Origin of the sequence: Streptomyces sp. NBC_01723 (genome assembly GCF_036246005.1) — a bacterium.
Lineage (GTDB): Bacteria > Actinomycetota > Actinomycetes > Streptomycetales > Streptomycetaceae > Streptomyces.
Window position 1 is genome coordinate 4559566 of the sequence record NZ_CP109171.1, and the last position, 11872, is coordinate 4571437.

General features: G+C 72.8%; 12 protein-coding genes. 10 read left to right on the forward strand and 2 right to left on the reverse strand.

Going from position 1 to position 11872, the window contains the following annotated elements; all coding sequences use genetic code 11:
* Positions 1-4 precede the first annotated feature (4 nt).
* The 4 genes from OIE75_RS21140 to ilvD all read left to right on the forward strand — a co-directional run bounded on the left by OIE75_RS21140 (position 5) and on the right by ilvD (position 4520).
* Positions 5-937, forward strand: a complete 933-nt coding sequence (locus tag OIE75_RS21140; RefSeq protein ID WP_307014193.1) for a Ppx/GppA phosphatase family protein — start codon at positions 5-7, stop codon at positions 935-937.
* A gap of 154 nt (positions 938-1091) precedes the next feature.
* Positions 1092-1937, forward strand: coding sequence for a sugar phosphate isomerase/epimerase family protein (locus OIE75_RS21145; RefSeq protein ID WP_307014194.1), 846 nt, complete (start codon positions 1092-1094; stop codon positions 1935-1937).
* Positions 1934-2545, forward strand: a complete 612-nt coding sequence (locus tag OIE75_RS21150) for a TetR/AcrR family transcriptional regulator (protein WP_307014195.1) — start codon at positions 1934-1936, stop codon at positions 2543-2545. The genes OIE75_RS21145 and OIE75_RS21150 overlap by 4 nt, the downstream gene beginning before the upstream one ends.
* A gap of 121 nt (positions 2546-2666) precedes the next feature.
* The gene (gene ilvD / locus OIE75_RS21155; RefSeq protein ID WP_307014196.1) at positions 2667-4520 is read left to right on the forward strand and encodes a dihydroxy-acid dehydratase; all 1854 of its coding nucleotides are present in this window, start codon (positions 2667-2669) and stop codon (positions 4518-4520) included.
* 18 nt (positions 4521-4538) lie between these two features.
* Here the strand turns inward: ilvD and OIE75_RS21160 are convergent, their stop codons facing one another.
* Positions 4539-6647 carry a serine/threonine-protein kinase gene (locus OIE75_RS21160; protein ID WP_329471811.1) on the reverse strand — a complete coding sequence of 703 codons (2109 nt, stop codon included), beginning with the start codon at positions 6645-6647 and terminating at the stop codon, positions 4539-4541.
* Between the two features lie 182 nt (positions 6648-6829).
* Between OIE75_RS21160 and OIE75_RS21165 the strand changes: the two genes are divergently transcribed.
* The 6 genes from OIE75_RS21165 (at position 6830) to proC (ending at position 11210) form a co-directional block, all read left to right on the forward strand.
* Complete coding sequence (locus OIE75_RS21165; RefSeq protein ID WP_307014199.1) at positions 6830-7159, forward strand: SH3 domain-containing protein; 330 nt, start codon at positions 6830-6832, stop codon at positions 7157-7159.
* Positions 7160-7202: 43 nt separating this feature from the next.
* Complete coding sequence (locus OIE75_RS21170) at positions 7203-7715, forward strand: EamA/RhaT family transporter (RefSeq protein ID WP_329471812.1); 513 nt, start codon at positions 7203-7205, stop codon at positions 7713-7715.
* 24 nt (positions 7716-7739) lie between these two features.
* Positions 7740-8537 (forward strand): class I SAM-dependent methyltransferase, encoded by a 798-nt coding sequence (locus tag OIE75_RS21175; protein WP_307014201.1) that lies wholly within the window; start codon positions 7740-7742, stop codon positions 8535-8537.
* Positions 8538-8569: 32 nt separating this feature from the next.
* On the forward strand, positions 8570-9382 hold the full coding sequence (locus tag OIE75_RS21180) for an ABC transporter ATP-binding protein (protein WP_307014203.1): 813 nt from the start codon (positions 8570-8572) through the stop codon (positions 9380-9382).
* Positions 9379-10170: an ABC transporter permease gene (locus OIE75_RS21185; RefSeq protein ID WP_329471813.1), complete on the forward strand. Its 792-nt coding sequence runs from the start codon at positions 9379-9381 to the stop codon at positions 10168-10170. The genes OIE75_RS21180 and OIE75_RS21185 overlap by 4 nt, the downstream gene beginning before the upstream one ends.
* Positions 10171-10397: 227 nt before the next feature.
* Positions 10398-11210, forward strand: a complete 813-nt coding sequence (gene proC, locus OIE75_RS21190; RefSeq protein WP_114528673.1) for a pyrroline-5-carboxylate reductase — start codon at positions 10398-10400, stop codon at positions 11208-11210.
* 5 nt (positions 11211-11215) lie between these two features.
* Here the strand turns inward: proC and OIE75_RS21195 are convergent, their stop codons facing one another.
* Positions 11216-11800 carry a cysteine hydrolase family protein gene (locus OIE75_RS21195; RefSeq protein WP_307014206.1) on the reverse strand — a complete coding sequence of 195 codons (585 nt, stop codon included), beginning with the start codon at positions 11798-11800 and terminating at the stop codon, positions 11216-11218.
* Between the last annotated feature and the right edge of the window lie 72 nt (positions 11801-11872).

An 11872-nucleotide genomic window follows, 5' to 3' on the forward strand; every position in this document is an offset into this window, starting at 1 on the left:
GTACATGAGACTCGGTGTCCTCGACGTGGGTTCGAACACGGTGCACCTGCTGGTGGTGGACGCGCACCCCGGCGCCCGCCCCCTGCCCGCCCACTCGCACAAGGTGGATCTCCGCCTCGCCCAGCTCCTCGACGAGGACGGCGCCATCGGCCCCGAAGGCGTCGACAAGCTGGTCGCGGTCGTCCTCGACGCGCTTCAGGCGGCCGAGGACAAGGGCGTCGAGGAGACCCTCCCGTTCGCCACCTCCGCCGTGCGCGAGGCGACCAACGCCGACGACGTCCTCGCCCGGGTGCGGGCCGAGACCGGCGTCGAGCTGACGGTGCTCAGCGGCGCGGAGGAGGCGCGGCTCACCTTCCTCGCCGTCCGCCGCTGGTTCGGCTGGTCCGCGGGCAAGCTGCTGGTCCTGGACATCGGCGGCGGCTCCCTGGAGATCGCCTACGGCATGGACGAGGAGCCGGACACGGCCGCGTCGCTGCCGCTGGGCGCGGGCCGCCTCACGGCCGGCTGGCTGCCCGGCGACCCGCCCGAACCGGACGCCGTCAGGGCGCTGCGCCGCCACGTCCGTACGGAGATCGCCCGGACGGTCGGCGAGTTCAGCCGCTCCGGCACGCCCGACCACGTGGTCGCCACGTCCAAGACCTTCCGGCAGCTGGCCCGCATCGCGGGCGCCGCCCGCTCCGCCGAGGGCCTCTACGTCCAGCGCGAGCTGAAACGCGCCTCCCTGGAGGCATGGGTCCCCCGCCTGGCCGCCATGACCGCCGCCGAGCGCGCCGAACTCCCCGGCGTCTCCGAGGGCCGCGCGAACCAGCTCCTGGCCGGCGCTCTGGTCGCCGAGGCGGCGATGGACCTCTTCCGCGTGGAGAACCTGGAAATCTGCCCGTGGGCCCTGCGGGAGGGCGTGATCCTCCGCCGCCTGGACCACATGGTCCAGGCGTAGCGCGCCCACCGAGGGGCGCGGGGCCGTATCGATGCGCGGTTCCGCCGCGTGGGCCCGGGCAACCACAGCGCTCCCGCACCCGCCCCATGGCACTCACCACAACGGCGATTGGGCGGACGACACCCTCCGACCCACACCCCGTAACCTGACCCCCGTGGCAAAACCCAGGGACGCAGTCCGAATCCCGGACGCGAAGGTCGCCCTGTCGACGGCATCCGTCTACCCGGAGTCGACGGCGACGGCCTTCGAGATCGCCGCACGCCTCGGCTACGACGGCGTCGAGGTGATGGTCTGGACGGATCCGGTCAGCCAGGACATCGACGCGCTGCGCAGACTCAGCGACTACCACCGCGTGCCGATACTGGCCGTGCACGCGCCGTGCCTGCTCATCACCCAGCGCGTCTGGTCCACCGACCCCTGGGTCAAGCTCCAGCGCGCCCGCGCGGCCGCCGAGCGGCTCGGCGCGAGCACCGTGGTGGTCCACCCGCCGTTCCGCTGGCAGCGCCAGTACGCGCGGGACTTCGTCAGCGGCATCTGGCGGATGGCGGACGAGACGGACGTCCGCTTCGCCGTCGAGAACATGTACCCCTGGCGCTACCGCGACCGCGAGATGCAGGCGTACGCCCCCGACTGGGACGTGACGAAGGACGACTACCGCCACTTCACGATCGACCTCAGCCACGCCTCGACCTCCCGCACCGACGCCCTCGACATGGTCGGCCGCATGGGCGACCGCCTGGGCCACGTCCACCTCGCCGACGGCAAGGGCTCCGCCAAGGACGAGCACCTGGTCCCCGGCCGGGGCGACCAGCCCTGCGCCGAGCTGCTGGAAGGGCTCGCGGACACCGGCTTCGACGGGCATGTCGTCATCGAGGTCAACACCCGGCGCGCGATGTCAGGTGCCGAACGTGAGGCCGATCTCGCCGAGGCCCTGGCCTTCGCGCGCCTGCACCTGGCGTCGGCGTCGCCGGCCTCCGCGACGAAGGCGCACCGCCGGTGAGCGGGACCGGCGGGACCACCCGCCGCCGCGGCCGCCCGCCGCGCACGGAGTCCGCCGGCACCCGCGACCGCATCCTCAGCACGGCCCGCGAGGAGTTCTCGGAGCACGGCTACGAGAAGACGTCCGTAAGGGGCATCGCCAAGGCGGCCGGTGTGGACGCGGCCCTCGTCCACCACTACTTCGGGACCAAGGAGCAGATCTTCGAGGCGGCGATCGAGGTCGCCTTCGCGCCCGCCCTGGAGGCACCGGCCGCGATCGTCGACGCTCCCCTCGACCGGGTGGGCGAGCAGCTCACCCGCTTCATCATCGGCGTCTGGGAGAACCCCACGACCCGCAAGCCGGTGCTGGCCATCGTCCGCTCCGCGGTGAACAACGACACCGCCGCCGCCGTCTTCCGCCGGCTGATCGCCACACAGGTGATGCAGCGCGTCGCCGCCCGCCTGGACGCCCCGGACGCGGAACTCCGCGTCGAGCTGGCCGCCGCCCAGCTGGTCGGCTGCGCGATGCTCCGCTACGTGATCAAGGTGGAGCCGCTGGCCTCCGCCGACCCGGAGCAGATCGTCGAGCGGCTCGCCCCGGTCGTACAGGGCCACCTCACGGGTCCCTGAGGTCACGCACGGGACACCGCGCGCGAGACGGGCGTCCCGCATTTCGGACACCCTGTCCCGACCCCTGGATGACGGGCGTACGCTCGACCGCAGTCATAACTCTCCGAAGGAGCGAGCGACGATGCCCGAACTGAGGTCCCGCACAGTCACCCACGGCCGCAACATGGCGGGCGCCCGCGCCCTTATGCGTGCCTCCGGTGTACCCGGCGCGGACATCGGGCGGAAGCCGATCATCGCCGTCGCCAACAGCTTCACGGAGTTCGTGCCGGGCCACACGCACCTCGCCCCGGTCGGCCGCATCGTCAGCGAGGCGGTCGTCGCGGCCGGCGGCATCCCGCGCGAGTTCAACACGATCGCCGTGGACGACGGCATCGCCATGGGCCACGGCGGCATGCTCTACTCCCTCCCCTCCCGCGACCTGATCGCGGACAGCGTGGAGTACATGGTCGAGGCCCACTGCGCCGACGCCCTGATCTGCATCTCCAACTGCGACAAGATCACCCCGGGCATGCTCAACGCGGCGCTGCGCCTGAACATCCCGACGGTCTTCGTCTCCGGTGGCCCGATGGAGTCCGGCCGCGCCACCCTGGTGGACGGCACGGTCCGCACGCTGGACCTGGTCGACGCGATGTCGGAGGCGGTCAACGACAAGATCTCCGACGAGGACATCCTCCGGATCGAGGAGAACGCCTGTCCGACCTGCGGCTCCTGCTCCGGCATGTTCACCGCCAACTCGATGAACTGCCTGACCGAGGCCATCGGCCTCTCCCTCCCCGGCAACGGCTCGGTCCTGGCCACCCACACCGCTCGCAAGGCGCTCTACGAGAACGCCGCCCGCACGGTCCTCGACCTGACCCGCCGCTACTACGAGCAGGACGACGACTCGGTCCTGCCGCGCAACATCGCCACCCCCGCGGCCTTCGGGAACGCCATGGCGCTGGACATCGCGATGGGCGGCTCCACCAACACGATCCTGCACCTGCTGGCCGCCGCCCAGGAGGCGGAGGTCTCCTACGGCCTCGCCGAGATGGACGCCCTCTCGCGCAGCGTCCCCTGCCTGGCCAAGGTCGCGCCCAACGTCGCCAAGGACCGCACCTACTACATGGAGGACGTGCACCGCGCGGGCGGCATCCCCGCCCTCCTCGGCGAGCTGCACCGCGGCGGCCTGCTCAACGAGGACGTCCACTCCGTGCACAGCCCCTCCCTGGCCGACTGGCTGAAGACCTGGGACGTGCGCGGCGGCTCCCCCTCGCAGGAGGCCCTGGAACTGTGGCACGCGGCCCCCGGCTGCAAGCGCTCCGCCGAGGCCTTCTCCCAGTCCGAGCGCTGGGACTCCCTGGACGAGGACGCCGAGGGCGGCTGCATCCGCTCCGTCGAGCACGCCTACTCCAAGGACGGCGGCCTGGCGGTGCTGCGCGGCAACCTCGCCGTGGACGGCTGCGTGGTGAAGACGGCGGGCGTCGACGAGTCGATCTGGACCTTCGAGGGACCGGCGGTGGTCTGCGAGTCGCAGGAGGAGGCCGTCGAGAAGATCCTCACCCAGCAGGTCAAGGAGGGCGACGTCGTCGTCATCCGCTACGAGGGCCCCAAGGGCGGCCCCGGCATGCAGGAGATGCTCTACCCGACCTCGTACCTGAAGGGCCGCGGCCTCGGCAAGGCCTGCGCCCTGGTCACCGACGGCCGCTTCTCCGGCGGCACCTCGGGCCTGTCCATCGGCCACGCCTCCCCGGAGGCGGCGGCCGGCGGCACGATCGCCCTCGTCGAGGACGGCGACCGCGTCCGCATCGACATCCCGAACCGCTCCATCGAGCTGCTCGTGGACGACGCCGAACTGGCCCGCCGCGACCAGGCCCTGAACGGCGTGTACGCCCCGAAGAACCGCGACCGCAAGGTCTCCGCGGCCCTCAGGGCGTACGCCGCGATGGCGACCAGCGCGGACAAGGGCGCGGTCCGCGACGTGTCCAAGCTGGGCTGACCCCGTCCGGGACCCCGCTCACCAGGCGGCGGGGTCCCGCCCGTCCACGCCGAACACGGTCCCGTCGGGCGCGGCGGCGTAGACGTGCCCGCCCGCGACCAGCGGCGCGGGCAGCGAGGCCGGGACCCGGTCGGACTCGTCGCCGAGCCGCGTCCGGGTCTGACCGAGGAGCTTGCCGTTGCGGGCGTCGACACCGAGGAGCCGCCCGTCGGGCGCGGTGACGTACACGTGCCGACCGTCGGAGACGGGTGCCGAACTCCGGCTCACCCCGGTCTCCAGCCGCCACTTCTGCTTCCCGGCCGCCATGTCGACGGCCACCACCGAACCGCCCGCGCCCGCGAGGTGGACGGTGTCCCCGTGCACGCCGACCGCCGCCTGCTCGACCGGTATCGGCAGGTCCACCCGGCGGGTCTCCCCGGTGGCGGGTGTGTAGCGGACCACGGCCCTCGCGTCGCCGTGGGTCGCTTCTTCGGGGACGAGGTACACGGACCCCTCCGCCGCGCCCACGAGCGCCAGCGTGCCCTCCAGCTCCGCTTCCCACCGCACGTCCCCGCTCGCCGGGTCCACCGCGGTGACCCGGGTGCGGTTCCCGTCCGCCGACTCGCTCGTCGCGTACGCCGCCGGCCGCCGCTCCCCGGTAAACGAGGTGAAGTACGGCACGGACTGACCGGGGATCCGGTGCGACCAACGGGTCCGCCCGGAGGCGCCGTCCACGCCGGTGACCATCCCGTCGGCGCGGGTGAGCAGGAGCATGTCGCCGACGCACCGCAGTCCGTCGTAGGCGGGCATGTCCTCCTCCCACGCCGGCTCGCCGGTGGCCGGGTCGAGCGCCTCCAGCGGGCGGCCCAGCAGACCGACCTCGGGCTGCACGAGCCCGCCCGACAGGACCGGCGGTTCGCTGCGCACGGTCTCCTCGACGGCGTGCCGCCACAGGATGCCGCCGTCGGCCGGATCGACGGCGAAGACCAGGCCGGGCCGCGCGCACAGCAGCCGCCGCTCCGCGTACGAGCACTGGGGCATGCCACCGCTCCTCCCGGCGGACGCCGTCTCCCACGCGCCGAAGGCACCCGGCGCGCTCTGTGCGGCAGGCGTCCTGGGCGCGGGGTCGCCGTCGCCGAACACCTGGACCGAGACGAGCCCGCCGAGCACGGTGAGGCAGAGCGCACCGGCCACCAGCGCCGCCCGCTTCCCCAGCCGCCGCACGGCCGGCTCGGCGGGAGCGTCCGGTGCCTCGGCGGGCGCCGGGGCCTGCGGCCTCGCCTCCCGCTGCGCCGGTATGAAGACCTGCGTGTCGTACTCCGCCGACACCGACCGCAACTGCCGCATCAGCTCGTCCGGCGTGGGCCGGTCCTCGGGCTCCTTGGCGAGACACCGCAGCACCAGCGGCGCCAGCGTCTCCGGTACGCCGGTCAGGTCGGGCTCGTCGTGCACGACCTGATAGGCGACGACGTACGGACTGTCGGAGTCGAAGGGCCCCCGCCCGGTCGCCGCGTGCACCATCAGCGACCCGAGGGCGAACACGTCGGCCGCGGGCCCCACGTCCCGGGGCCGCCGGAACTGCTCGGGCGCCATGAACGGCGGCGTCCCGATCAACTTGCCGGTCTCGGTGCGCAGTTCGCTGTCCTTCGGCCGGGAGATGCCGAAGTCGATGACCTTCGGGCCGTCCTCGGCGAGCAGCACGTTGCTCGGTTTCAGGTCCCGGTGCACGACGCCGACCCGGTGGATGTCCCGCAGTGCCTCGGCGAGCCCGGCCATCAGCCGGCGCAACTGGGCCTCGTCCATGGGCCCGTTCCGCTTCACCTGCTCGGAGAGCGTGGGCCCGGGGATGTAGAGCGTGGCCATCCAGGGCCGTCCGGCCTCCGGATCGGCGTCCACGACCGGCGCCGTGAAGGCTCCGCTGACCCGCCGGGCCGCCGCCACCTCCTGCCGGAAACGACCTCTGAACTCGGGATCCTTGGCATACGAGGCGTGTACGACCTTCACCGCGACCCGCATCCCGGAGGTGCCGCGGGCCAGGTGGACGATGCCCATGCCGCCGGAGCCGAGGCACGACTCCAACAGGTAGTGACCGGCGTACTCCGGAAGTTCCGCTTCCGCGCCCGCTCCGGCGTTCCGCTGCGGCGCCATGGATCCACCCCCGTGCTGTTCGTTCGCGCGCGCGACGCTCGGAGCCTAGTCGATGGGGCGTACGGGACAGAGGCGGCGGGCCGCCCCGCGTGTGCGAGTTGCGAACTGGTGTTTCATGGCTTGTTCTTGGGGTATCAACGGGGCCCCATGAACGTCGTGGGGCACAACGGGGGAGGATTTCCATGTCTGTCGACCAAATTCCGGCCGTAGGGGACGGCGAGGACGAGAAGGCGGCCCTGGGCGCCGTGACCACGACGGCCGCGGCCCGGCGCAGCTACCCGGTCGCACCGGGCTACCGGCTGAACGTCCGCGGCGGACCGGGCACCGGCTACGCGATCGTGCGGGTCCTGCCCGAGGGCGCCGACGTCTCGATCAGCTGCCAGACACCCGGCACCCGGGTCTCCGGCCCGTACGGCACCTCGAACATCTGGGACTGCATCGGCGGCGGCCAGTACGTCTCCGACACCTACGTGCGCACCGGCAGCGACGGGTACGTCGCCCCGCGCTGCTGATCCCACCCGGAGCCCGCGGCACCCCCGGCGCCATAATCGACCCGTGAGCGCAGAGAACGGCAAGAACGGCATCCCGGAGACCCCCGCGGGCTCCACGCCCGGCCCCCGCCCCGAACCCCTCCGGTTCTACGGCACGACCTGGGTGAACCACGACGGCGGCTACGGCGCCCGGCGGGCGGGCCTGGCCGTGGGCTCCCTCGCCGCGGCGGCCGCCGCCTGCTTCGTGCTCCGCATCGCCTACGACGGCCTCCGGATCGCCGACATCGGCAGCTTCGTCTCGCTGCTGATGGTCGTGATGTTCGCGATCTGCAGCGCCCTGGCCTTCCGCCACACCTGGTCCGGCTTCACCGGCCGTCCCGACCCCGACCGCCAGGCCCAGATGCGCGGCCTGCTGGCCATCGGCTTCGTCGGCTCCCTCCTCGCCTACTTCTTCCGCACCCTCGCCGAGGCCCCCGGCGAGAAACTGCACCGCGAGGAGTACGAGAAGGCCCGCACGGAGTACGAGAAGCGCACTACCCGCCGCTCGGGCAACCCGAAGAAGCGCCGCCGCAGGTAGCGGGAACGCGGCCACCATGGCCGTATGACGACACCCGTGCCCCCCGGGGAAGCCACCCCGTCCGACCGCGGCGTCCGCGCCCACTCCTTCAACGCCGCCGCGGCCCAGTACGCCGCGAACCGCCCCTCGTACCCGCCCGCCCTCCTCGACGCCCTGGAGGAGCTGGCCGGCCGCCCCCTGAAGGGCTCCCGCGTCGTGGACGTCGGCGCCGGTACGGGCATCGCCACCGCCCTCCTGCACGCGCGCGGCGCCGACGTGACCGCCGTGGAGCCCGGCGCCGGCATGGCCGCCGAGTTCCGCCGCACCCTCCCCGACGTGCCGATCGTCCGGGGCAACGGCAACGCCCTGCCCCTCGCCGACCACCACGCCGACTTCCTCACCTACGCCCAGGCCTGGCACTGGACCGACCCCGTCCTGGCCATCCCGGAGGCGCTGCGCGTGCTGCGCCCGGGCGGCGCGCTCGCGCTCTGGTGGAACACGGACGCCCTCGACGTCCCGTGGATCAGGGCCGCCGCCCGACGCATCGAGAGCCACTTCGACATCGACGTCTCCGCCGAGAAACGCAACGTCGACGCCCGCGCCGCCGACCCCACCGACAGCCTCGGCTTCGCCCGCCGCGAGATCCGCTGGAGCCGCCGCGTCCCCCTCGACACCCACCTGGCCAACCTCGGCAGCCACTCGGTCTTCCTGACCCACGGCGCCGCACGCAGCGCGGCCTTCCTCGCCGAGGAACGCCGCCACCTCCTGGCCGCCTTCCCGGACGGGACCGTCGAGGAGACCTACGACGTCCTGCTCCTCCTCGCGAAGACCCCGGCGGCTTGACGGCACGGGCGACCGGGAGGAGTATTCATCGCATGATGAATTATGCCTCCCGGCCACCCGGAACGGAAGGCGGCGACCCCGCCCCGCCCGCCGTCCACGCCGAGCACCTCACCGTCGCCCGCGGCCCCCGCACCGTCCTGCGCGCCCTCGGCTTCACCGTCCCGCGCGGCCGGATCACCGGCCTCCTCGGCCCCTCCGGCTGCGGCAAGTCGACCCTCATGCGCGCCATCGCCGGCACCCAGGCCAGGGCGACCGGCACCCTCGACGTCCTGGGCCGCCCGGCCGGCCACCCCGCCCTGCGCACCCGCATCGGCTACGTCACCCAGGCCCCGTCCGTCTTCGACGACCTGACCGTCCGCCAGAACCTCGACTACTTCGCCGCGATCCTCGCCCCCGGCCGCGCCCTGGCCGACCGCCGCCGCGACGACGTCACCCGCGTCGTCGCCGAGGTCGACCTCACCGCACACGCCGACGCCCTCGCCGGCAACCTCTCCGGCGGCCAGCGCAGCCGCGTCTCCCTCGCCGTCGCCCTGCTCGGCGCCCCCGAACTCCTGGTCCTCGACGAACCGACGGTCGGCCTCGACCCCGTCCTCCGCCGCGACCTGTGGGCCCTCTTCCACTCCCTCGCCGCCGACCGCGGCACCACCCTCCTCGTCTCCTCCCACGTGATGGACGAGGCCGAGCGCTGCCACCGCCTCCTCCTCATGCGCGAGGGCCGGATCCTCGCCGACGACACCCCCGACGCCCTGCGCGCCCGCACCGGCTCCGAGACCGTCGAGGAAGCCTTCCTGCACCTGGTCGACGAGGCCACGACGGCCGCCCGCACGAAGGAGACCACCCCGTGACCACCTCCGCCGCCCCCGCGCCCACCCTCACCCCGGCCCCCACCCGCGCCCTGAGCCTCACCCGCACCACCGCCACCGGCACCCGCGTCCTGCGCCAGCTCGGCCACGACCCCCGCACCATCGCGCTCCTGCTCCTGATCCCCTGCGTGATGCTGTTCCTGCTGCGCTACGTCTTCGACGGCAGCCCGCGCACCTTCGACAACATCGGCGCCTCACTCCTCGGGATCTTCCCGCTGATCACGATGTTCCTGGTGACGTCCATCGCCACCCTGCGCGAGCGCACCTCCGGCACTCTCGAACGCCTCCTCGCCATGCCGCTCGGCAAGGCCGACCTCATCGCCGGCTACGCCCTCGCCTTCGGCACCCTCGCCATCGTCCAGTCGGCCCTCGCGACCGGCCTCGCGGTCTGGTTCCTCGGCCTGGACGTCACGGGCAGCCCCTGGCTGCTCCTCCTCGTGGCCCTGCTCGACGCCCTCCTGGGCACCGCACTCGGCCTCTTCGTCTCGGCCTTCGCGGCCTCCGAGTTCCAGGCGGTGCAGTTCATGCCGGCGGTGATCTTCCCCCAGCTCCTCCTCTGCGGCCTCTTCACCCCGCGCGACAACATGCACCCCGCCCTGGAGGCCATCTCCGACGTCCTGCCCATGTCCTACGCGGTCGACGGCATGAACGAGGTCCTCCGCCACACCGACATGACCGCGGCCTTCGTACGCGACGCCCTGATCGTCGCGGGCTGCGCCCTCCTGGTCCTGGCACTGGGAGCGGCAACCTTGAAACGCCGAACGGCATAGGTCGGCCCGTCCGGCGTTTGAGGACGAGGCCGTCAGGGCCGAAAGCGGGGTCCGGGGGCGCAGCCCCCAGGGACGGGACGGGAAGGGGCGGCGGGGGCGAAAACCACTCGACGGACCCCACCACCGACGTCCCGCGGACTGGACGCGGCGCCCGGCCCGCCGCCGTGAGTGCGAGGATGACACCGGACGACGCACCACAGCGGGCACCCCGGAAGGCACCGAAAGCCATGACCCAGAAAGTCGCAGTCCTCGGCACCGGCAAGATCGGCGAAGCCCTGCTCAGCGGCATGATCGGAGCCGGCTGGTCACCCGCCGACCTCCTGGTCACCGCCCGCCGCCAGGAGCGCGCCGACGAACTCCGCACCCGCTACGGAGTCACCCCCGTCACCAACGCCGAGGCCGCCAAGACCGCCGACACCCTCATCCTCACGGTCAAGCCGCAGGACATGGGCACGCTCCTCGACGAACTCGCCCCGCACGTCCCCGCCGACCGCCTGGTCATCAGCGGCGCGGCGGGCGTGCCGACCAGCTTCTTCGAGGAGCGCCTCGCCACCGGCACCCCCGTGGTCCGCGTCATGACGAACACCCCGGCCCTCGTCGACGAGGCCATGTCCGTCATCTCCGCCGGCACCCACGCCACCGCCGGCCACCTCGCCCACGCGGAGGAGATCTTCGGCGCCGTGGGCAAGACCCTCCGCGTCCCCGAGTCCCAGCAGGACGCCTGCACCGCCCTCTCCGGCTCCGGCCCGGCGTACTTCTTCTACCTGGTCGAAGCCATGACCGACGCCGGCATCCTCCTCGGCCTGCCCCGCGACAAGGCCCACGACCTGATCGTCCAGTCCGCGATCGGAGCCGCGAAGATGCTCCGCGACAGCGGCGAGCACCCGGTCAAACTCCGCGAGAACGTCACGTCCCCCGCCGGCACCACCATCAACGCCATCCGCGAACTGGAGAGCCACGGCGTCCGCGCCGCCCTCATCGCCGCCCTGGAGGCGGCCCGCGACCGCAGCCGCGAGCTGGCCTCCGGCACCAAGGACTGACGGGCTCACTTCGCCGCGCGCAGCACCTCCTCGGTCGTCACCACCCGCGCGAACCCGCCCCCGTGCAGCGATACCGCCGTCGCCCGCGCCAGCTCGTCCGCGCTCTGCCGCCAGCCGAAGGGCCCCTCGAGACCGAAGGTGTACGTCGCGTCGAAGGCGACCACGACCTCGTACCCGAGGTTCCCGCCCATCCGTGCCGTCGTCTCGACGCACATGTTCGTCTGGATCCCGGCCACCACGATCTGCGAGATCCCCGCGTCCCGCAGCCAGACCCCCAGGTCCGGCGCCCCGAGGAACGCCGAGTTCACACTCTTCGTCACCAGCAGCTCGGCCCCGCCGCCCTTGCCGCGCCGCCGCTCGACGTACTCCTTGAACCCGTTGCCCTCGTACCCGGCCCGCAACGGCGACCCGGGCGTGACCGAGTCGTGCCGCACGAACACGACCGGCCGCCCGCTCGCCTGCCACCCGTCGATGAGCGCGGCGATGTTGTCGTCCGCCGACGGATTGTTGCGCGTACCCCAGTAGCCGACCTCCTCGAATCCCTGCTGTACGTCCACGACGACCAGTGCTGCGTTCTGAGCGATGTCCATGCCCCGATCGTGCCGTCGGGCAGCACTCTTCCCCAGAGGTCGAAAAGCCACCGATCGATGATTTACTGCCAC

Coding starts and splice junctions, on each gene's coding strand:
- OIE75_RS21140 (WP_307014193.1), top strand. CDS start 5: ATGAGACTCGGTGTCCTCGACGTGGGTTCGAACACGGTGCACCTGCTG.
- ilvD (WP_307014196.1), top strand. CDS start 2,667: ATGCCCGAACTGAGGTCCCGCACAGTCACCCACGGCCGCAACATGGCG.
- OIE75_RS21160 (WP_329471811.1), bottom strand. CDS start 6,647: ATGGCGCCGCAGCGGAACGCCGGAGCGGGCGCGGAAGCGGAACTTCCG.
- OIE75_RS21165 (WP_307014199.1), top strand. CDS start 6,830: ATGTCTGTCGACCAAATTCCGGCCGTAGGGGACGGCGAGGACGAGAAG.
- OIE75_RS21175 (WP_307014201.1), top strand. CDS start 7,740: ATGACGACACCCGTGCCCCCCGGGGAAGCCACCCCGTCCGACCGCGGC.
- OIE75_RS21180 (WP_307014203.1), top strand. CDS start 8,570: ATGATGAATTATGCCTCCCGGCCACCCGGAACGGAAGGCGGCGACCCC.
- proC (WP_114528673.1), top strand. CDS start 10,398: ATGACCCAGAAAGTCGCAGTCCTCGGCACCGGCAAGATCGGCGAAGCC.
- OIE75_RS21195 (WP_307014206.1), bottom strand. CDS start 11,800: ATGGACATCGCTCAGAACGCAGCACTGGTCGTCGTGGACGTACAGCAG.